The organism is Streptomyces sp. NBC_00075 (genome assembly GCF_045041225.1).
Lineage (GTDB): Bacteria > Actinomycetota > Actinomycetes > Streptomycetales > Streptomycetaceae > Streptomyces > Streptomyces adonidis.
On sequence record NZ_CP108243.1, the window covers coordinates 7,017,039 to 7,038,227 of the forward strand.

A 21,189-nucleotide genomic window follows, 5' to 3' on the forward strand; every position below is an offset into this window, starting at 1 on the left:
CTGGAGGAAACGCCACCGCTTCAGGGCATGGGCAGATCCCCTCCAGTCCCTTACGTCTCGCTCACGTCTCTCCCGGCTACTTCAGGAGGCCGGCCAGGCGCCGCCAGCCCTCGCGGGGGAGGGCGTACCTGGACTGGTCCTCGATGACCTGGAGGGTGACGTGGTCCGCGCCCGCGGTGAGGAAGGAGTCGATCCGGCCGCGGATCCGGTCCTCGTCGCCCCAGGCGAACACCGCGTCGACCAGCCGGTCGCTGCCGCCGTCCTCGAGGTCGTCCTCGGTGAAGCCGATGCGCAGGAAATTGCCGGTGTAGTTCGGCAGGGCCAGGTACATGGCGAGGGTGGCGCGGGCGGTCGCGCGGGCCCGGTCCGGGTCCGTGTCCAGGACGACCTTCAACTCCGGTGCCAGCAGCGGGGTTTCGCCCAGTTCCTCGCGGGCCTGGGCGGTGTGTTCGGGGGTCACGAGGTACGGGTGCGAGCCGCCCGCGCGGTCCCGGGAGAGCCTCAGCATCTTCGGGCCGAGCGCGGCCAGTACCCGGCGTTCGGCGGGGTGTCCGGCCGCGTCCAGGGCGTCCAGGTACTCGACCATCGTGGCGTACGGGCGGCGGTACCCCTCCGTCAACGGGCCGTGGCTCACCCCGAGGCCGAGCAGGAAGCGGCCGGGGTGGGCCGCCTCCAACTCCGCGAACTCGGAGGCCGTTTCGGCGGCCCCGTACTGCCAGATGCTCTGGATGCCGGTCGCCACGACGATCCGCGAGGTCGCCTCGACGAGCGGAACGGCGTGCCGGATGCCCGGGCTGCCACCCAACCAGACGGAGCCGAAGCCCAGTTCCTCCAGTTCGGCGGCTGCCTCGGCGCGCTCGGTGAGCCCCTCGGGGTCCTCCGCGCGCAGCCCGCCGCTCCAGATGCCGTACCGCCCGAGGGTTTCCTTCAATGACGTCATGTGCAGTCCCAACCGGAGGCTCCCTCGGGATAATTCCCGCCCCACCCGTCCCGCTGGACCTTTTGTCACACCTTGAGGAACGTCTCCAAGGCCTCCACCACCAGCCGGTGGTCCTGGAGTTGGGGCAGCCCCGACACCGTCACCGACCCGATGACACCCACGCCCTCGACGGTGATCGGGAAGGAGCCGCCATGGGCCGCGTAGACGTCCGGGTCGAGGCGGGAGTCGTCCTCGAACGTCGTGCCCTTGGCGCGGAACCGGGCGCCCACCAGATAGGAGGAGGCGCCGTAGCGCTCCACCACGCGGCGCTTGCGGTCGATCCAGGCGTCGTTGTCGGGGGTCGAGCCGGGCAGGGCGGCGTGGAAGAGCTGCTGACCGGCCCGGTGGATGTCGACCGCCACCGGCGCCTGCCGCTCCCGCGCCAGCTCCACCAGCAGCGAACCCAGCGTCCACGCGTCGTCGTGACCGAACTGCCGGAACACCAAGTGCCGTTCCTGCGCTTCGAGTTCCTCGACGCTCGGGGTGAGTTCGGGCGCGATGCGCGGCCCGAGCGACGGCTGTCCGCCCGCCTTGTGGCCGCCGGTCTTCTGGCTCGTCATCGCAGGGTCACCGTCACCTTCTCGTTCGCGGAACGCCGGGCTGCTTCCAGTACGTCGAGCGCGGCTGCCGCCTCCAGGGCGGTCACCGGGTTGGGGCCACCGTCGCGCAGGGCGGCGGCGATCGCCGAGTAGTACTTCTCGTACGAGCCGGGCAGCGTCGGCTCCGGCCGCCCGCCACCCGTGAGCGGGGACTCTCCGGCCCCGACCCGTCCCCACATGCTCTCGGGTTCGAGCCCCCAACCGGCGTCCCCCGGCCCCCCGCCCGCCTTCAGGGCGTCCTCCTGCGGATCGAGGCCGTACTTCACGTACCCGGCGCGCGAGCCCAGCACCCGGAAGCGCGGGCCGAGTTGGGCGGTGGTCGCGGACACGTAGAGGTGGGTGCGGACGCCGCTCGTGTGGGTGAGCGCGATGAACGTGTCGTCGTCGGTCTCGGCGCCCTCGCGGCGGATGTCCGTCTCGGCGTACACGGAGGCGACGGGGCCGAAGAGGACGAGGGCCTGGTCGACGACATGACTGCCGAGGTCGTACAGGAGCCCGCCGATCTCCGCCGGATCGCCGGACTCGCGCCAGCCGCCCTTGGTCTGGGGCCGCCACCGCTCGAACCGCGACTCGAACCGCCACACGTCACCCAGCTCGCCCTCGGCGATCAGCTTGCGGAGCGTCCGGAAGTCATGATCCCAGCGGCGGTTCTGGAAGACGGAGAGGAGCAGTCCCTGCTGGTCGGCGAGGGCGGCCAGCTCACGCGCCTCGGCGGCCGTGCCCGCGACCGGCTTGTCGACCACGACCGGCAGACCGGCCTTGAGGGCGGTGGTCGCCAGCGGTACGTGTGTCTTGTTCGGGGACGCGATGACGACCAGGTCCAGCTCGTCGGCGCGGGCGAACAGGTCTTCGGGCGTCGCGGCGATCCGTACGTCCGGGAAACGGGCGCGGGCCTGGGCCTGGCGCTCGGGGTTCGCGGTGACGACCGTGTCGAGGACGAGGCCCTCGGTGGCGGCGATCAGCGGGGCGTGGAAGACGGAGCCCGCGAGGCCGTAGCCGACGAGGCCGATGCGCAGAGGAGTGCCAGTCGTACCAGTCATGGTGTCCACTTTGGCAACGCTGTTGCCAAAGTGCAAGCAGGGGGGAGAATGGTTCATGTGAACAGGACGAGCGCCGCCACGCCCACCACGCCTTCCGGGGTGAATCTGCTCGCCCTGCGCAGCCACAACACCGCGCTGGTGCTCGACCTGCTCCGGACGGCGGGCCCGGACGGCATCAGCCGCCTCGAACTGGCCGAGCGGACCGGGCTGACCCCCCAGGCGGTCAGCAAGATCACCGTCCGGCTGCGTACGGAGGGTCTGGCCGCCGAGGCGGGCCACCGCGCGTCTACGGGTGGCAAGCCGCGTACGGTCCTGCGGCTGGTGCCGGAGGCGGGGCACGCGGTCGGCGTCCACCTGGACCGCGACGAGGTGCGGACACTGCTGGTCGACCTCACGGGCGCGGTGGTGGCGGAGCGGCTGTCTCCGCTGGACCTCGGCGCGGACGTGGTGGTGGAGAGGGTGGCTGGGGAGGTCGAGGCGCTGCTCGACGACGGGCCGGAGGACGTCTTGGGGGTCGGCGTCGCGCTGCCCGGTCCGCTGGACCACGCGCGGGGTGTGCTGCACCGGGTCACGGGGTTCCCCGAGTGGGAGGGATTTCCACTACGGGATGAGCTGACGCGACGGCTCGGGGTGCCGGTCGTCGTCGACAAGGACACGAACGTCGCGGCGCTCGGCCTGGCGGTCGGGGGCGAGGGCGGCTCCTTCGCGTACCTGCACCTCGGTACGGGTCTCGGGGCGGGGTTGGTGATCGGCGGGGCGTTGCACCGGGGGGCGCGGACGGGTGCGGGTGAGTTCGGCCACCAGGTCATCCAGCTGGACGGACCGCTGTGCGGGTGCGGGGACCGGGGGTGCATCGAGGCGCTGTGTCTGGGGGCGGTGGCTCGAGGGGAGCTGGACGAGGCGGCGCGCGTGCTGGGGGTCGGCGCCGCGAATCTGGTGGGGCTGCTCGATATCGACCGGGTGTTGCTGGGCGGGCGCACGGTGGCTGCGGAGCCGGAGCGGTTTGTGCGGGGGGTCGCGACGGTTGTCGCCGAGCGCGCTCGGCGGGAGGGCGTGGAGGTGGCGGTGCCGGTTCGGGTTGCCTCCGGCGGGGCACGGGGGGTTGCGGTGGGGGCGGCGCAGTTGCTGCTGGCGCCGTTGTTCGGGCGGGCCGATTAGGGGGTTGTTGGTTGACCGCGGGCCGGTGGGGGCTGGTCGCGCAGTTCCCCGCGCCCCTAAAGGGGCGCCCGAGCCACCCCGAGTCCACACGCACCGCCAGTCGCCGCACCACACAACCACGACAAGCCCTCACCGGCCCGTCTTTCAGGGACGCGCGAAACTCTGCGATCACCCTCCACCGGCCCGTCGTTTAGGGGCGCGCGAAACTCTGCGATCGCCCTCCACCGGCCCGTCGTTCAGGGGCGCGGGGAACTGCGCGACCAGCCCCCACCGGGCCCGCAGCCGAACACTCGAAGCCCCTGCGCCGATCAGGCGCATTCGGGCGGTCGTTCGGAGCGGTGTCGTCCGCCGACACCATCGCCCCGGCATGGTCATGTGTTCATGCGACTGTGTACCTGTGTGATCGTTACCGCTCTCCTCTCCGCCCCCGGGGGCCTGGCCGGCTCCGCACACGCGGCCACCTGCACCCCCGCCACCCCCACCGACCGCACCTTTCCCCTCACCACCCGCATCCACCGCGCCCCCACCACCTACGAAGCCGGTGGTCCGCACCGGACCTGGCGGCTCGACCTCACCAACAACACCGCTCGGCCCTGTACGGACATCCACCCCGTTCTCGTACTCGTCGACGAGCGTCGCGCCCTGACGCCGGCTCAGGCGCGGCTGGAGTTCTACGACGGGAAGCGCGCCCGCCCCTACCCCGTGCGGTTCGAGGTCACCGACGCCGACGAGACCATCGGGGTCTTCGACGGTGACGGGTTCCCTGGATTCACCGTCGGGCCCGGGCGCACCCTCTCCGTCAAGGTGCGGCTTGCGATCCGCGACGGGGCTGTGGCCAACGACGTCGTCGCCAACGCCGCCGTCGTCCAGCGGCACGCCGATGACGGCGACTGGGTCGGGCAGTCCAACGACTACCGGTTCAGGGTCGTCGTCGCTCCCGGACCGGCGGAGGCGGAGACAGCACCCGGCGTACAGTCCGCCTCGCCGTACGACGGTGAGCTGGCCGGCACCGGGCGGCGCGCCGCCGGGATCCGCCTCGCGGGCATCGCGCTCGCGCTGCTGCTGACCGGCGGCGGAGTCCTGCTGCTCGCCCGGGTCCGCGGGACGGGGCGGACGTAAACCGGCCATTCCCCCAAGATCCGGGCTGTGGCAGGCTGGGCCCACGCGGCATCTCGTACGCGTGTACGGCAGCGCAAACGCAGTGCAGGAGCAGGAGACCGGACATGGCAGACCGCAAGCCCATCGACTCGTGGCTCACCGACATGGACGGTGTGCTCATTCACGAGGGCGTGCCGATCCCCGGCGCCGACGCCTTCATCAAGAAGCTGCGCGAGTCGGGCAAGCCCTTCCTGGTGCTCACCAACAACTCGATCTACACCCCGCGCGACCTGCACGCCCGCCTGCGCCGCATGGGCCTGGACGTGCCCGTCGACAACATCTGGACCTCGGCGCTCGCCACCGCCAAGTTCCTCGACGACCAGCGCCCCGGCGGCACGGCGTACGTCATCGGAGAGGCCGGCCTGACCACCGCCCTGCACGACATCGGGTACATCCTCACCGACCACGAGCCCGACTACGTCGTCCTCGGCGAGACCCGTACGTACTCCTTCGAGGCCATGACCAAGGCCGTACGCCTGATCGAGGGCGGCGCCCGTTTCATCGCCACCAACCCGGACGAGACCGGCCCCTCCACCGAGGGCCCGCTCCCCGCGACCGGTGCCGTCGCCGCGCTGATCACCAAGGCGACCGGCCGGAAGCCGTACTTCGCGGGCAAGCCGAACCCCCTGATGATGCGCACCGGGCTGAACGCGATCGGCGCCCACTCCGAGACCAGCGCGATGATCGGCGACCGGATGGACACCGACGTCCTGGCCGGCATCGAGGCCGGGATGCGGACCTTCCTGGTGCTCACCGGCCTCACCGGACCCGACCAGGTCGAGAACTTCCCGTACCGCCCGTCCGAGATCGTCGACTCCATCGCCGACCTCGTCGACCGCATCTGAGCCCGCCCTCGGGTACGCCTTCAGGTACGCCCTCAAACCCTCCGGCACTCGTACGGAGCAGCCGTACCCGCTCCGGAGATGCGAACCGGCGTCCGGAGGAGGAGTCTCCAGGTGTCTGGAGGTTCACGATGGGTTCCATGCGGATCACTCTCTGTGTCGGCGTTGTGGTCGCCGCCGCGCTCGCCCCTGCCACTCTGGCGTACGCCGCCGAGGGGGGCGTCACGGTGACCCCGGCGTCCCCGGCCCCCGGCAGCGACGTACGGCTGGTCGTGCGCGGGTGTACGGGGAAGACGGGGACCGCGAAGTCGGAGGCGTTCGTCGCCGATGTGCTGCTCGCGGGGGAGGGGCAGGGCGGGGCGCTCGTCGGCGGGTCCCGCGTACGCTCCTCGCTGGTCCCGGGCACGTACAACGTCACCGTCGGCTGCGACGGGCAGAACGGCAAGGTGAAGGGCACGATCGCCGTCACCGAGAAGTCGGCCAGGACTCCTGAGGCGTCCAAGAAGCCCTCCGCGGCCGCCTCCGTTCCCGCCTCGCCCGTCGCCCCCGTGCCCGCCGGTGGCGGTGGCGCGGCAGACGAGCTGGCCGCCGACGCTCGCGGGGCCGGTCCCGGGACCCGGCAGGCCGTGGTCGGGCTGGTGCTCGCCGGGGTGGCGGCGGTCGTCGTGGCGGTGCGCAGTGTCCGCCGGGGCCGTGGGACGGACTGAACCGCCATGTCCGACGACCGTGAACGGTCCTCCGGCACCGGGCGCCTGACCACCGGCGTCGCCTGGGCCCTGCTGCTCCTCGGGCTGTGGCTGTGGGGCCGCGAGGTGACCGACGTACGCCATGGCATCGCCGCGCCGACCACCGGTGACATCGCCGCCGTCGGCCGCCCCCCGGACGCCGAACTCCCGCCCGCGCACCAGCCGTTGAGCGGCGCCCTGCCGCAGCGCGTCGACATACCCCAACTGGGCGTACAGGCCCCGGTGGTGGCCCGCGGCCTCGACCGGCTCGGCGCGGTCGACCCGCCGCCCTTCGACCAGGCGGGCGTCGTGGGCTGGTACGGCTCCGGCACCCGGCCCGGCGCCGCCGGCACCGCCCTCCTCGTCGGACACGTCGACACCGAGACCAGGCCCGCCGTCTTCTACAAGGTCAGCACGCTGCGCCCGGGCGCGACGATCCGCGTCGCCCGCGCCGACGGCAAGGTCGCCGAGTTCACCGTCGACGACGTACGGGTCCTGCACCGCGACAGCTTCGACGCCCGACAGGCGTACGGAACCCGGCAGTCGGGCCGCGCGGAACTCCGGCTCATCACCTGCGGCGGTACGTTCGACCACGCCACCCGCACCTACACGTCGAACGTGATCGTGTCGGCGTACCTCACCGGCGCGTAAGCGCTCCGCCGGCTGTGCGGTGAGACCCTGCGGGTTCGCCGTGGCTGGTCGCGCAGTTCCCCGCGCCCCTCAGGGGCGCGATACACCTGCCCTCCCCGCCCTGCCCGGTCGACGACCCGCTCCCCCCAGAGCCGTCGACCGGGCTGGTCCTCGACCGCGCGCGCACGGGCTGCGGGAGTAACCCGGCGACCGGCGCGGGAGGTTCGATGCCGCCCCTCAATTGCGGACGGTGAAGCATTGGCCGGGGGCTGGGGCCGTCTGAGACGACTGTAGAACGGATGTGCGCCCAGGCCTAGAGGGGGAATGACGCCAAGTCCCGGTCCGTGGCTCTGTGTTATCCACGCAGGTCGTAGATAGTTCTATGCCCTGTCGCGCCACGGGTGTTCCGGCCTTCGGCGGTCGTGCTCCCACCAGGACCGAACAGGGTGTAACAGGTAGCCGACAAGGTACTGGTGAACTCGTAGGCCCCGGCCGCGTATGTCAGGATTGAGGCTTACGCCACTGCATCCAGGGGGGACCAGGACAGTGCACCCGAGGGGGAGTTCGATGTTCGGCAGTAAGGGGGCGTCCTGGGGGAGGGCGTCCATGGCGGTGCTGGGGGCGGCACTGCTGCTCACCGGTTGTACCTCGTCCTCGGACAACGGGGACGGCGACGACCCGGCCAAGGAACCGGAAGCCCTGATCACCCAACAGCCCAAGGGCACCAACCCGTTCTGGGTGAACCCGGACGGCAACGCGGCGGAACAGGTCGCCACGTACGTCAAGCAGGACAAGACCGCGGACGCCGAGCAGATCCGGAAGATCGCCGAGCAGCCGACCGGTGAGTGGATCAGCCCAGAGAACCCGGAAGCGGAGGCCAGAGGCTTCACGGAGGCCGCGCAGAAGGCGGACCGCTCCGCACTCCTCGTCCTCTACAACATCCCGCACCGCGACTGCGGCCAGTACTCCAGCGGAGGCGCCGCCGACGGCGACAGCTACCGCGCCTGGATCGACGGCGTCGCCAAGGGCATCGGCGACCGCGCGGCCACGGTGATCCTCGAACCGGACGCGGTCCTCCACCTCGTGGACGGCTGCACCCAGGACGAGTTCCACGAGGAGCGGTACGACCTGCTGAGCGGGGCGATCGACACCCTGTCCGCGCTGAAGAACACGAAGGTGTATCTGGACGCGGGGAACGCGGGGTGGGGACACCCCGACCAGATCTTCGAGCCGCTCAAGTGGGCCGGGATCGAGAAGGCGGACGGGTTCTCCGTCAACGTGTCCAACTTCTACTCGACCGCCGAATCCATCGCGTACGGCAAGGAGTTGTCGGCGAAGGTGAACGGCAAGCACTTCGTCATTGACACGTCCCGTAATGGGAACGGGCCCTACACCGGGGGCAAGGCCGACGAGAACTGGTGCAATCCGCCCGGGCGTTCGCTGGGCGAGACCCCGACCGTGAAGACGGCCGACCCGTTGGTGGACGCCTATCTGTGGGTCAAGCGGCCCGGGGAGTCCGACGGGGAGTGCAAGGGCGGGCCCAAGGCCGGGCAGTGGTGGGTCGATTACGCCTTGAAGCTCGCGAAGGCGAGCGGCTGACGCGAACTCGCCCGGGGCGGTGGTCGAACACCGCCCCGGGCGAGACCGGTTACCGAGATCCTTTGAGAGATCCCGCGTCAGTTCACTTGGTGGTGAGGTAGGCGCGCTCGATCGTCTGGACCAGGGTGTTGCCCGAGTCGTCGGTCAGCTCGGCCCGCAGGGAGACGGAGCCCGGCTCGGCCGGGTGCTCCAGCGACAGATGCGTGCCGTCGACGGCCTCGGCGGACTGCCAGGTGGCGCCTTCGTCGTAGGAGACCTCGAAGGCGAGCTTCGCGGGCTGTCGGCCGGCCGCCGCGCCCTCGATGGTGAAGGGCACCTCGAACCGCTCGCCCGCCTTCGCCGTGCTGTCCAGGGACAGTTCGGGGGAGAAGCGGACCACCGACACCGGCAGCGCGGCCGGCTCGTCCTCGGGGGTCTTGGCGGAACGGAAGGTCCACTCCGCCCTGACGCGGGTACTGACCGACGAGAGCCCCGGGTCACGGGAGCTGTCCAGGGCCAGCTTGTACGTGCCGGCCTGGTCGGGAACGGTGAATTCGGTGATGCCGCCGGCCGGGGAGGAGCCGAGGGGGATCTCCTCGCCGTCGACCTGGAGCGAGCTCTGGGCCGAGGCGGATCCACCGCCGCTGTCGTAGTGCCCGGCGCCGTCGCCGAACAGCGGCAGAAAGGCCGTGATGACATTCCCGGACCGCTCGATACCGGGCTTCCCCGTCACCACGGAGCCCACGGAGCCCGCCGCGCTGCCCAGGGCGGGGCCGAAGACGCCGACGTTGAACCGCTCGGTGTAGCTCTGGCCGGCCTGCCAGGTCCTGGGCGCCCCCTGGAGCAGGTACTCGAACTCGCCCTCACCGCTGCTCTGCTGCATGTCGAAGGACCACTTGACGCCGTTGTCGAGGATGTATTCGGTCGTGTGCAGCGGCAGTTTCCCCGTCAGCAGGCTGTAGCGGCCGAAGAGGTCCCCATCCGGCAGATGGGGACTCGCAGCCACCTGGACTTCCTTGCCCACGGCGGGTGCGCCTGCCTGGAAGCCGACCTCGGCGAGCTGGTCCTGCTCCACCTCGGCGGCGAAGCCGCCCAGGTCGCCGCGGCGGACCCAGGAAAGGTGGTAGGTGACCGGCCGGCCGTCGTCGTCCTGGGCTGTCCAGTCACCGGAGTACTGGGCGAACGCGGCGCTGGCGGACACCTCGGGGCCGAGCTGTCCGAACCGCATGCCCTGGAAGGTCGGGAGCCAGTACCCGTTCGTGTTCTTGGGCATCCCCGCGGCCTGTTCGTAGCGGTACGCGAGGGTGGCCTCGGTGTTCTCGGCCGTCGCGTCGGGCACGGTGATGTCCAACGGCTGTGCCTGCCGGGCGTCGACGGTGACGGTGGTGTCCCGGTCCAGGGTCAGCCTCGGCTGCATCAGCACGGACTGGGGGGAGGACGTGGAGTCGGGGTGGATCACACCGGTGAGTCCGTAGTCGCCCTTGGGCAGCCGTACCGTGAGCTCGCCGTCGTCCTCGTCGGTGTAGCGGGTGTAGAAGTCCCTGTCGAGGGCCATCACGGTGGTGACGGAGTCGCTGGTCGGCTCACCGTTCTCGTCGACGTGCTTCAACGTCAGGTCGAACGACTCGACCTCGCGCTGCACCCCCACGGCGGTGCGCACCGCGACCTTGTCATCGGCCGAGACGGCCGACACCGAGCCGCCGAACGTGCCGTCGGCGCTGCCGGAACGGGTGTCCGCGGTCACGTCGACGCCGGCCTTGCCGCCCGCCGGGACGGTGATCCGCTGCGGGGACACGGAGAACATGCCCTCGGCGGCCGGCTTGCCGTCCACCGAGAAGGCGTCGACGGAGAGGTCCAGGGTGACCGGCTCCGTACCGAAGTTCTCGTAGGTGAGCTGCTTGGTCACCGGTTCGTCGTCGTAGTGCGGCCACTGCTGCGCGCCGAAGTTGATCGGCCCCTGCTCGGTGACGACGCTCTGCTCCAGCGCCCGCACCAGATCCGTACGGCCGGTGCCCTGCTGGAAGGAGCTGTACGCGCCCGGCTCGGCGGAGGCCGTGAGGACCGCCTTGATGCGCTCACCGGTCCAGTCGGGGTGCTGCTGGGCGAGGATCGCGGCGGCGCCCGCGACATGCGGGGTCGCCATGGAGGTGCCGCCGATGGTGATGTAACCGGGTGCCGGGGAGGTCTTCGAGCTCTCCAGGACGCTGCCGGCGGCAGCGGCGGCCGTGATGGCGGCACCGGGCGCGGTCAGGTCGGGCTTGACCCCGCCGTCACCCACGCGCGGGCCACGGCTGGAGAAGTCGCCGAGGGCGTCGGACTTGTCGACCGCGCCGACGGTGAGCGCGGCATCGGCGCTGCCCGGCGAGCCGACGGTCCCCTCGCCGAACTCGCCCTCAAGACCCTCGTTGCCGGCCGCGATGACGAAGAGCGTGTCGGACTCGGCGGAGAGCCGGTTGACCGTCTCCTCCAGCGGGTCGATGCCGGGGGAGTCCGTGCTGCCGAGGCTGAGGTTGGCGATGTCGGCGCCCTGCGCCACCGCCCACTCCATGCCCGCGATGATCCCTGAGTCCGAGCCCCAGCCGCCGTCGTCGAGGATCTTGCCGTTCAGGAGCTTCGCGCCGGGGGCGACACCCTTGTACGTGCCGCCTGACTTGGCGCCCGTCCCGGCCGTGATCGACGCCACGTGCGTACCGTGGCCGAACTTGTCGGCCGTACCGGACTCGGAGGCGGTGAAGTCCTGTTCGGCGACGACCTGGCTCGCGAGATCGGGGTGGGTCGTGTCGATCCCGGTGTCCAGCACGGCGATCCTGACGCCGGTGCCGTCGTACCCGGCGGCCCAGGCCGTGGGCGCGCCGATCTGCGGGACACTCTTGTCGAGGCCGGCCTTGCGCCGACCGTCCAGCCACACCTTCTCCACGGCGGTCGAGGCGGTGAACGCGTCGGCGCCGGTATCGGTGACGGTGTCCCAGAAGTCGGTGGCGCGCTTCTTCGCCGGGCGCATCGCCTTGCCGTTGACCACCGGAAGCGCCCGGCCCATCTTCGCCCCGGCCCCGGTGAACGGGGACATCGAGGGAGCCTTCTTGCCCTTGAACGTGACGATCAGCGGTACGTCGGTACGGCCCGCGTCGTCGTACCCGTCGGCGACCAGCTGGGTCACGTCGAACAGCCGGGCGTCCAACTTGCCCTGCGCCAGCAGCAGTTCGGCGTCACCGGGCACCACCCGGGTGTGTCCGTCGACCACTTGGACGGAGAACGGAATCCGCTCGCGGCCCTCCGCCCGCACCACACCGGTGACCGTTCCGGCACCGTCCACCGTGACCTGGTCACCGGTGATCAGCGTGACCGTCTTCAGCGGACCGGACCGGGAAATCCCGGTGGCCGACGTACCGGTCTGGGCCCCCTGGGCGACCTGGCCGGGGAGGGTGGTCAGCACCAGGGCGGTGGTGGCCAGCCCCGCCGCCGCGATCATCGCGCTTTTCCGTCTCGTGCCTAACTCCACCTGAGATGTCCTCTCGGTTCATGACTGCTTGCTCGTGATTGGTCGTGCGTGATCGGTCGTTCGCGGTCCGGTCGTCACCGTTCGAGGGACGTGCGGTCCCCCATCACGACCACCGGGTGCAGTGCGGGGTCGAGCGCGAGCAGCAGCTCCTTCATGTGCTGCTTCGCCAGGCTCACGCAGCCGTGGGTGGGACCCCCGTGGTCGACGTGCAGCCAGATGCCGCCGCCGCGGTTCGTGCCGAGGGGGCGGGTCCAGTCGAGCGGGGAGGTGCCCGGCTGGCGGTTGTAGTCGATGGCGACCACGTAGTCGAAGGAGCCGGCGAGGGGCTCGCCCTCGAATCCGGTGCCGCCGATCGTGAAGCTGCCGGACTGGTCGTAGGGCAGCTTCGTGCCCGGGTCGGCGAGCAGTCCGCCCGCGTCGCTGAGGGTGAACACACCGATGGGCGAGTGCAGGTCGCCCGCGTAGTGGTCGTCGGTCCAGCCCTCGAGCGCGTTGTGGGCGGCCCAGGTCCGACCGGCGGTCCAGCCGCTGTCGGCGGTGCGACGCTCGTACAGGACCACTTGCGATTGCGAGGAGTCCTTGTCCTTCCCGGTGACGATCAGGACCTGCCGGGCGTTGTCGGGGACCTCGGCGAGCGTCCGGGGGCCGAGACCCGGCAACTCGGCCGGGGCGGAAGGGCTCGGGGCCGGGGTACTGGTGGCCGTGCCGATCTCGCCTGCCGGGCTCGGCCCTGATCCGGCGTCGGCGGTGGCGGGCGCGACGGCCCGGACGTCCTGCGCACCGGCGGCTGCCGGAGCGACGCCCTCCGCCGCCGTCCCGGCGCCGCCGCACCCGGTCAGGGCGAGAGCCAGGGCCAGGACCGCGACGGGAACCGGCGCACGGGAGCCCACGGAGGAGAAGCGGCGCCTCACCACATGCCTCATCGCGCCGACCCCGCCGTCCACTCGCCCCACGGCATGTTCCAGCCGTTGAGCCCGTTGTCGGGAGCGATCACCTTGTCGTCGGAGTTCTTCACCACGACCACGTCGCCGACGAGGGAGTTGTCGTAGAACCAGGCACCGTCCTGACCGGAGTCGCCGCCGCCCTTGGTGTCGTTGAGCCCCACACAGCCGTGGCTGATGTTGGACCGGCCGAAGACCGAGTCGTCCCCCCAGTAGTTGCCGTGGATGAAGGTGCCCGAGGTGGACAGCCGCATCGCGTGCGGAACGTCGGGGATGTCGTACTGGCCGGCGAAACCGACCGTGGCGCCGTTCATCCGTGTCGAGATCAGCTTCTCGGAGATGACCATCCGCCCGTTCCAGGTGGGCGAGGAGGCAGCGCCCGCGGTGATCGGTACGGTCCGTACGGTGGTGCCGTCCCGGACGACCTTCATGGTGTGCGCGGCGGCGTCCACGGTGGACACCTGACTGCGCCCGACCTTGAACCGCAGGGTCTTGTCCTGCTCGCCGTACGCGTCGGCGGCCCCCTTCACCCCGGCCAGGCGGATCCTGACGGTGACCGTGGAGTTGGGCTTCCAGTAGTCCTCCGGACGGAAGTCGAGACGCTGCCCGCCGAACCAGTGGCCCACGACGGTCTGCCCGCTGTCGGAACTGACCTCCACGGCGGACTCGACGGCTTTCTTGTCGGTGATCGCCTTGTCGAAGGTGAACGAGACCGGCATGCCCACGCCCACCGTGGAGCCGTCCTCCGGGGTGTAGGTGCCGGTGAACCGGTCGGCCTCGGCAAGGGTCGTGAACGCCACGGTCCTGGTCGTGCGGTGGCCGTCGGCGTCGGTGGCCGTGGCGCTCAACCGGTAGGCCGTCCCGCGCTTCAGGTCGACCGAGGGCGCCCAGCTCTTCTTGTCCGGGGACCGTTCGCCGGGCACCGTCCGGCCGTCCGTGGTGGACAGGTACGCCTCGGCGATCGTGCCGCCTTCGACCGTGACCCGGCCTCCGGTGGTGACCGGGACGTGTTCCTGCCCGTCGGTGGCGTGCAGGTCCAGCCGGGGCCCCGTCGCCGCCCGGGCGACCTGCGCGGGTGTCTTCGCCGGGCCCGCGGCGGGGTTCTTCGCGTCCGACGACGTCGTCCCCGTGGTGCAGCCGGCCAGCAGGCACACCGAGACGGCCACTAGCGCCAGGGCGGACCGGGCCGGGCCGGTGTGATGGGTGGTTTCTCCGCTGTGCATGGGGCCAGCGTGGAACGCGGATATCAGGAAGTGGTCAGGGTGTGGGAAGGACCGCATGAGCCCCGTTCACCGTGCCTGCGACACCTCCGCACACCTAAGGTCACCTGCGTGTGCGCATATATTCTGGTCGCCGAAGACGACGGCATGCAGGCCGAGTTGATCCGCCGGCTCCTCGTCAGGGAAGGCCATACGGCCACCGTCGTGTTCGACGGACGGGCCGCTCTCGACGAGGCCCGCAACCGCCGGCCCGACCTCGTGATCCTCGATGTGATGCTGCCCGGCCTCGACGGGTTCGGCGTCTGCCGCGTCCTGCGCCGGGACGCGGACATACCGGTGCTGATGCTCACGGCCCGCTCCGCCGAGGACGATCTGCTGCTCGGCCTCGACCTCGGCGCCGACGAATACATGACGAAGCCGTACAGCCCCCGGGAACTGCTGGCCCGCATCCGCATCGTGCTCCGCCGCACCCTGCGTCCCGTCGAGGAGGAATCCCCCGTACTGCGCGTCGGAGGTGTCACCGTCGACCCCGTACGGCACGAGGTCACCTGCGACGGTACGGAGATCGGCTGCACCCCGGGCGAGTTCGCCATCCTGAACGCCATGGCCGCCGAACCCGAACGGGTCTTCTCGCGCCGCCAGTTGCTGGAACACACCCGCGGCCACGACCGGGCGTCCACCGAGCGCGCCATCGACATGCACATCCTCAACCTGCGCAAGAAGATCGAGCCCGACCCGCGCAGCCCCGCACGGCTGCTGACGGTGTTCGGGGTCGGCTACAAGCTCGTGGACGGAAAGGGCCCCGCATGACCCGCCCGGCCGGCGGGACGCCCGTCGCCCGCATCCCCTGGCACAAGAGTCTGCTGGTACGGCTGCTGCTCACCTCCGTGGCGATCGCCGTACTGTCCGTCGGCGCCACCGCGTGGCTGGCCGTGCAGCTCACCACCCGGGCCATCCAGGAGGAGCGAGGGCAGGTGCTCTCCGACGACTCCGACATCCTGCGCCGGCTCAGCGGCTATGCCGCGACCCACGCGGACTGGGACGGCATCGCGTCCACCGTGCGTACACTCTCGCGGACCCTGGACCGTCGTATCGCCCTGACCACCGCGGGCGGACGGCTCATCGCCGACTCCGCCGCGTCCGGCACCGCGCTGCCCGCCCGCGCCTCGGCCACCGTCGACCCGCTGCGTACGGACACCTACACCCAGCCCGGCGCCCAGCTCGCCGGCATCGACCCACGGGCGGTGGGGCCCTACCGGCTGTCCTCCGGCGAGGTCAGTGAGGTGAACGCGGCGGCGCTACTGCGGGTGAAGTGCCTGACCCGGTTCGGCGGCGGTGGCCACACCGAGCGGAAGCTCAGCGGCCGTACGGTCGCCGTCGCCGACGGCACCTCGGAGGACGTGGTCGCGAGATGCGCCGACGAGACGGGCAACTCGGCGATGCCCAGCGAGTACACGGCGCTGGTGGCCCTCGGGAAGCTGATGACCGGCTGCCTCCAGGGCGACTTCAAGGAGATGCCCAAACTGGACCCCTCCCTGCGGACACTGTTCGGCGAAGACGTCGTTCCCGGGATATCCGACAGGACGTTCGACGACGAGCGGACGCAGAGCTGTATCGACACGGCCCGCCGCACCCAGCTCGACCCCTACGTCGCCCCACCGGCGACCCTCTACCTCGGCGACCGTGAGCAACTCCGGTCGGGCTTCGACCTCTCACCCGCCAACAAGACGAAGATCGTCGGAGTCTCCGGTCTCGTCCTGGCCGTCACGATCGCTCTGACCGCCCTCGTAGCCGTACGTCTGGTCCGTCCCCTGCGCGCCCTGACCGCCGCCGCCCGGCAGCCGCCCGAGCACCACGCACGGGTCGCCGTCACCACCAAGGACGAGACGGGCTTCCTGGCCACCGCCTTCAACGACCTGACCGCGCGCCGGGAGCAGATGGAGGCCCAGCGCAAGGCCATGGTCAGCGACATCGCCCATGAACTGCGCACCCCGCTGACCAATATCCGCGGCTGGCTGGAGGTCACCCGCGACGGACTGCTCGACCCCGACCCCGACCTGATCGCCTCCCTGCACGACGAGGCGCTGCAACTCCAGCACATCATCGACGACCTCCGCGACCTCTCCGCGGGCGACGCCGGCACCCTGCGACTGCACCGGGAGCCGCTGGCCGCGGACGAGTTGATCGGCCAGGTCGCCGCCGCGCATCGCAGCCGCGCCGAAGCGGGGGCCGTGTATCTGGGGGCGGATGCCGATCCCGGGCTCTGGATCGACGCCGACCCGGTGCGTATGCGGCAGGTCCTGGGCAACCTCGTCTCCAACGCGCTGCGGCACACTCCGGCGGGCGGGACGGTCACGCTCGGGGCGCGGCGGATGGCCGACGAAGCGGTGCTGACCGTGCGGGACACGGGGGTGGGGATATCCCCTTCTGACCTGCCCCATGTCTTCGAACGGTTCTGGCGTGTCGAGAAGTCGCGCAGCAGGCGTACGGGGGGCAGCGGGCTCGGACTGTCCATCGTGCGGCAGTTCGTCGAGGCGCACGGGGGGAGTGTCGCGGTCGACAGCACGCCGGGCAGCGGGGCGGTGTTCACGGTGCGGCTGCCGTGTGTGCGTGAGCCGGACTAAGGGGGCGGGTGGTGGTGCGTTGTCGGCTGCGGGTGCGCCGTGGCTGGTCGCGCCCACGCGGCGGTAGCCGCAAATTCAATACAGCCCCGCGCCCCTAGGTATGCGACCGGCGCCCCTCGTTCAGAGGGGCGCCGAGACTGCTTTTAGGGGCGCGGGGAACTGCGCGACCAGCCCCCACCGGCCCGCAGCCGACAACGCACCCTAGAACTAAGGCACCTTGACCCACTGAGCCTTGCTAGGCGTCCCCTGGTCATCCGTGACGAACAGCATGTACCACCCCGACTCCACCAGATTCCGGTTCTTCGGAACCGTCACCGTGATGCTGTCCTTCGTCTTCTTCAGGTCCAGGGCGATCGACCGCTGGTCCACATCCGTCACGTGCGTCGAGGCGCTCGGCCGGATCAGACGGGCCGTCTTGATCGTGGACGCGTGCTGGGACTTGAACGTCCCGGACGCGCCACGGGCGATCGTCTGCGGGCCGCCCGTCAGGGAGGGCTGCGCGTCGCGGTACAGGTACGGCGGCGTGTAGATCTCGATGCGCTGCTCGAACTTGCCCGGCTTGGTGTTGGCCTTGTCCGCGTACAGCGAGTCCGAGCCGAAGAACATGACCCGCCCGTCGGGCAGCAGGATCGAGCCCGAGTGGTAGTTCCGGCCCACCAGCGGATCGGCGACCCGCGTCAGCTTGCCGGTCTTCGCGTCGTACATATGGGCCTGGAGGATGTTGGAGTCCCCGCGGCCCCGGTAGTCCTCCGAGCCGCCCGAGATCATGACCGTGTCGTCGGGCAGGATCGAGTACTGCGGGTAGCGCGTCCCCTTCTCCAGGGACGGACCGTCCGTGAAGACCGGGTTGTCCGCCAGCAGGTCGATCACACGGGTCTTCTTGCTGGACAGCGCCGACTCGCCGACCCCGCCCCCGCCGATCACCATGTACTTCTCGTCCTGCGCCGGCGGCAGCAGAACCGTGCCCGCCGTCTCCAGCAGCTTGGGGTCGCTCAGCCCCTTCAGCTTGGTGAACTTGTCGGTCGCCACGTCCCAGATCCCGGGGTCACGCCCGACGTTGTCGGGGCCGTAGCCCGCGTTCGCGCCCGAGTAGAACATCTTGCCGTTCTGCATCAGCGAGATCGCCGGGTACGTCGGGAACTGCCGGGTGTGGGTCGTGTACGTCCACTTCTTGGTCTTCGGGTCGTACACCTCGTTCTTGCCCGGCACCAGCTGGCCGATCTCGTCCAGCCCGGAGAGGCTGAGGATCTTGCCGTCCGACATGGTGGTGAGCGTCGGATACCAGCGGGCCTCGTTCATCGGGTCGACCTTGATGTACTTCTCGGCGACCGGGTCGAACTCGAAGGCGTCCCGGATGCCCTGGAAGTCCTTCTTGTCCAGGGCGAGCTTCTCGGCGATGCCGTACGTGTTGCGGGAGTCGGCGCCCGACAGACCCTGCACGCGGTAGTTGTCCTGCGTACCGGTCTCGTACTTGGTGCCCTTCTTCTGCGCCTCGACATAGATCCGGCCGAGACCGGGGTCGTTGCGCAGGAACTTGCCCGTCGCCTTGTCGAAGACCTTCGTCGCCCGCTCGACGACGACCGGGTCCTTCGACACGAACGTCTTGCCGTTCTCCTTGCCGGTGAACTTGGTGCCCGCGGGCAGGGTGATCGGCTTGTCCGGGTTCTCGTTGTGCACCACCATCAGGCCACCGGCCTTGGTGACGTCACCCTTCAGCTTCTCGTACCGCTTCGTGCCACCCGCGATCAGCAGGTTGCCGTTGGCGAGCTGGGTGTGGCCGGTGCAGAACAGGTCCTTGGGCGTGTCGATCTTCTTGATCGTGCCCTTGACCGGGTCCCAGAGGCGGGTGTCGAACTTCTTCGCGTCGAAGTTGTCCGCGTTGTTGCCGGAGCCCGCGACGAGCAGCACCTTGCCGGTGTGCAGCAGCGCCGCGTGGATGGTGTTCTGCCGGTACTCCTCCGGGAAGTTCACCACCTCCCACTTGCCGTTCTCGGCCTTGTACTCCGGTCTGTTGATCTTGTAGTCGTGGTATTTCTCGGTACTGAAGCGGTACACCCACGGCCCGTTCATCCCCGCCAACGCGAGGACCACCGCCGTGCCTATCGCGAGACGACGGGCGCGGCGGCGGCCTGCACGGTCTGTCATTCCTTACGTCCCCCAAGTCCACCAAGGGCGATCTGCATGGTCTGGTCGTTGCCCTCGCTCCCTACGCTGCCCCCGCCGCTCCCGCCCGATGCGGCCCACTGGGGCTTGTGCTGCGGCGCGTGGGAGGAGTGGGGGGCGTATGGGGCGTGCGATGCCTGCGAGGCGTGTGGTGCGTGCTGGGCGGGCACGATCGGCTGTGGCGCGTCATCCTGCGGCTCGGCCGGGGCGGCGAGCTTCTTCTTCTCCTGGCGCAGCATGTGCCGCCAGACGAAGATCGGCGTCGCGGTGATCGTCGTGGCGAACGTCGCCCAGATGATCATCGCGGGGTGCGAGTGCCCGAAGTAGAAACCGGCCCCGATCGAGCCGCCGAAGATCAGGATGAAGTACCAGTGGTAGCGGAACGTCCCGAACCAGCGGTCCGGGCTCGCCGAGTCGCCCTTGGGCGTGACCACGAACTTGCTCTTGCGCCGCAGCGCCGAGTCGATCAGGGCCTTCGCGTAGAGCGGCGCGGACAGCGCCGACATGACCATGCCCGCCACACCGCCGGAGCCCTCGGGCTCGTGCGGGGAGACGTTGTGCCGGCGGTTCCAGATGTACAGGCCGATCTGGAGCGCCGAGGCGTTGCCGTAGAGCATCAGCCACACCGTCGGGTCGATGTTCACACCCGAGGCGCCGAGGCCCAGGAACAGCGCGCAACTCAGCGCCGCCAGGATCCAGTTGAGGGCGGACATCGGGTAGAAGATGATCATCATCGTGTAGTTGAAGAGCTTGCTCGGCGGCAGCGAGTAGAAGCCCTTCCAGTACTGCGTGAGGATCGTCTCGTAGGTCCCGCGCGACCAGCGCATCTGCTGGGTGAAGAAGTCCGTCCAGGCACTGGGACCCTCACCGACCGCGAGCACGTCCGGCGTGTAGACCGAGCGCCACTTCTTCCCCGTCGCCGGGTTCTTGTGGCGGTGGATCTCGAAGCCGGTCGCCATGTCCTCGGTGATCGAGTCGTACAGCCCGCCGATCTGCTTCAGCGCCTTGATGCGTACGGCGTTGCTGGTCCCCACGAACATCGGTGAGCCGTAGCGGTTGCCGGCCCGCTGGATCAGCGCGTGGAAGAGGAACTGCTGCGACTCGGCGGCCTTGGTGACGAAGTTGTCGTAGTTCCCGTAGACCTGCGGGCCGATGACGAAGCCGATGTTCGGGTCGCGGAAGAAGCCGAGCATCCGCTCCAGGTAGTTGGGCAGCGGTACGTGGTCGGTGTCCACGGAGGCGAAGAAGTCGTAGTCGTCGCCGTGCGCGTCGAGCCAGGCGTTGTAGTTGCCGTGCTTCGTCTTGGCGCGGTGCGGGCCCTTGGGCTGGTTCCACTTCGCGACGCCCTTGCGGGAGAAGTGGTGCACGCCGAGGCGCTCGCAGACCGCCTTCACGTCGGCGTCGTCGCCCTCGTCGAGGAGCCAGACATGCATGAGGCCGCGGTGCCGGATCCGCACCGCGGCTTCGAGCGTCTTCGTCACCATCTCCAGCGGTTCCTTGCCGGGAACGAAGGAGGTGAGGAAGGCGACTCTCGTGCCGGTCTCGGGCACCACCGGGATCGGGTCGCGGGCGACCAGGGTGGCGTGCGCGTTCGACAGCACGTTCAGGCAGCGGAACAGCTCGATCAGGCCGATCGACACCAGCATCACGATGTCGAGCGCGGGCAGGAAGTCGTAGGCCGGGTAGTCGCGTTCCGTCCAGTGCGCGGGCTGGAGCAGCCAGACGAGCAGGACGACGGAGAGCAGCGGTGCGGCGCCCAGCATCAGCGCTGCCCGGATGCGGTGCGGTTCCTGCGAGAGCAGGGAGCGGTACTTGACCGTGTAGGGCTTGTTCGGATCAGGTTGTGTAAGGGGTCCGGCCAGCCGGCTGTAGTGCTCGTAGTCGTACTTCGGCAAGCTCTTCTTGATGCGGCGGAAGCCCCCGGTCCGGTGTGACGGCAGCCTGAGCTGAGCCGTCTGTGATGCGTCGAAGTTCTGCCGGGCGCCCGTCGGCGTCGACGTCATGAGTCATCCCCCCACACGCAGGTCACCGCG

Annotated in this window: 16 protein-coding genes; 8 read left to right on the plus strand and 8 right to left on the minus strand. The window is 70.2% G+C overall.

Annotated features, from left to right (window positions below; translation table 11 throughout):
- Positions 1–76: 76 nt before the first annotated feature.
- From OG787_RS30750 to OG787_RS30760, 3 genes are all read right to left on the minus strand, one after another.
- On the minus strand, positions 77–940 hold the full coding sequence (locus OG787_RS30750; protein ID WP_405537239.1) for an LLM class F420-dependent oxidoreductase: 864 nt from the start codon (positions 938–940) through the stop codon (positions 77–79).
- 65 nt (positions 941–1,005) lie between these two features.
- Complete coding sequence (locus OG787_RS30755) at positions 1,006–1,539, minus strand: heme-degrading domain-containing protein (protein WP_405537241.1); 534 nt, start codon at positions 1,537–1,539, stop codon at positions 1,006–1,008.
- Positions 1,536–2,618, minus strand: a complete 1,083-nt coding sequence (locus OG787_RS30760) for a Gfo/Idh/MocA family oxidoreductase (RefSeq protein WP_405537242.1) — start codon at positions 2,616–2,618, stop codon at positions 1,536–1,538. Before OG787_RS30760 ends, OG787_RS30755 begins: the two co-directional genes overlap by 4 nt.
- A 48-nt stretch (positions 2,619–2,666) precedes the next feature.
- On the opposite strand from OG787_RS30760, the gene OG787_RS30765 reads away from it, so the two are divergent.
- The 6 genes from OG787_RS30765 to OG787_RS30790 all read left to right on the plus strand — a co-directional run bounded on the left by OG787_RS30765 (position 2,667) and on the right by OG787_RS30790 (position 8,730).
- Positions 2,667–3,776 (plus strand): ROK family protein, encoded by a 1,110-nt coding sequence (locus OG787_RS30765; protein WP_405537244.1) that lies wholly within the window; start codon positions 2,667–2,669, stop codon positions 3,774–3,776.
- A 399-nt stretch (positions 3,777–4,175) separates the two neighbouring features.
- The gene (locus tag OG787_RS30770) at positions 4,176–4,895 is read left to right on the plus strand and encodes a hypothetical protein (protein ID WP_369033531.1); all 720 of its coding nucleotides are present in this window, start codon (positions 4,176–4,178) and stop codon (positions 4,893–4,895) included.
- Between the two features lie 104 nt (positions 4,896–4,999).
- Positions 5,000–5,779 carry an HAD-IIA family hydrolase gene (locus OG787_RS30775; protein ID WP_369033532.1) on the plus strand — a complete coding sequence of 260 codons (780 nt, stop codon included), beginning with the start codon at positions 5,000–5,002 and terminating at the stop codon, positions 5,777–5,779.
- A gap of 128 nt (positions 5,780–5,907) precedes the next feature.
- Entirely contained in the window at positions 5,908–6,483 is a 576-nt protein-coding gene (locus OG787_RS30780; protein ID WP_405537245.1) for a hypothetical protein, read from the plus strand.
- A gap of 6 nt (positions 6,484–6,489) precedes the next feature.
- Positions 6,490–7,152 (plus strand): class F sortase, encoded by a 663-nt coding sequence (locus tag OG787_RS30785; protein WP_369033534.1) that lies wholly within the window; start codon positions 6,490–6,492, stop codon positions 7,150–7,152.
- Positions 7,153–7,698: 546 nt separating this feature from the next.
- The gene (locus OG787_RS30790; protein ID WP_369033535.1) at positions 7,699–8,730 is read left to right on the plus strand and encodes a glycoside hydrolase family 6 protein; all 1,032 of its coding nucleotides are present in this window, start codon (positions 7,699–7,701) and stop codon (positions 8,728–8,730) included.
- 82 nt (positions 8,731–8,812) lie between these two features.
- Here OG787_RS30790 and OG787_RS30795 read toward each other — a convergent pair whose 3' ends face one another.
- The 3 genes from OG787_RS30795 to OG787_RS30805 form a co-directional block, all read right to left on the minus strand.
- Positions 8,813–12,178 (minus strand): S8 family serine peptidase, encoded by a 3,366-nt coding sequence (locus OG787_RS30795; RefSeq protein WP_405537247.1) that lies wholly within the window; start codon positions 12,176–12,178, stop codon positions 8,813–8,815.
- A gap of 104 nt (positions 12,179–12,282) precedes the next feature.
- The gene (locus tag OG787_RS30800; protein ID WP_405540638.1) at positions 12,283–13,131 is read right to left on the minus strand and encodes a L,D-transpeptidase family protein; all 849 of its coding nucleotides are present in this window, start codon (positions 13,129–13,131) and stop codon (positions 12,283–12,285) included.
- Positions 13,128–14,372 (minus strand): Ig-like domain-containing protein, encoded by a 1,245-nt coding sequence (locus OG787_RS30805; protein ID WP_369033537.1) that lies wholly within the window; start codon positions 14,370–14,372, stop codon positions 13,128–13,130. Before OG787_RS30805 ends, OG787_RS30800 begins: the two co-directional genes overlap by 4 nt.
- Before the next feature lie 108 nt (positions 14,373–14,480).
- On the opposite strand from OG787_RS30805, the gene OG787_RS30810 reads away from it, so the two are divergent.
- Together OG787_RS30810 and OG787_RS30815 are read left to right on the plus strand one after the other, a co-directional pair.
- Positions 14,481–15,179: a response regulator gene (locus tag OG787_RS30810; RefSeq protein WP_369033538.1), complete on the plus strand. Its 699-nt coding sequence runs from the start codon at positions 14,481–14,483 to the stop codon at positions 15,177–15,179.
- On the plus strand, positions 15,176–16,993 hold the full coding sequence (locus tag OG787_RS30815) for a sensor histidine kinase (protein WP_369033539.1): 1,818 nt from the start codon (positions 15,176–15,178) through the stop codon (positions 16,991–16,993). Before OG787_RS30810 ends, OG787_RS30815 begins: the two co-directional genes overlap by 4 nt.
- A gap of 207 nt (positions 16,994–17,200) precedes the next feature.
- Here OG787_RS30815 and OG787_RS30820 read toward each other — a convergent pair whose 3' ends face one another.
- Together OG787_RS30820 and OG787_RS30825 are read right to left on the minus strand one after the other, a co-directional pair.
- Positions 17,201–19,138, minus strand: coding sequence for a galactose oxidase-like domain-containing protein (locus OG787_RS30820; protein ID WP_369037584.1), 1,938 nt, complete (start codon positions 19,136–19,138; stop codon positions 17,201–17,203).
- Positions 19,135–21,159, minus strand: a complete 2,025-nt coding sequence (locus OG787_RS30825) for a glycosyltransferase family 2 protein (protein WP_369037585.1) — start codon at positions 21,157–21,159, stop codon at positions 19,135–19,137. The genes OG787_RS30820 and OG787_RS30825 overlap by 4 nt, the downstream gene beginning before the upstream one ends.
- Positions 21,160–21,189: the final 30 nt, after the last annotated feature.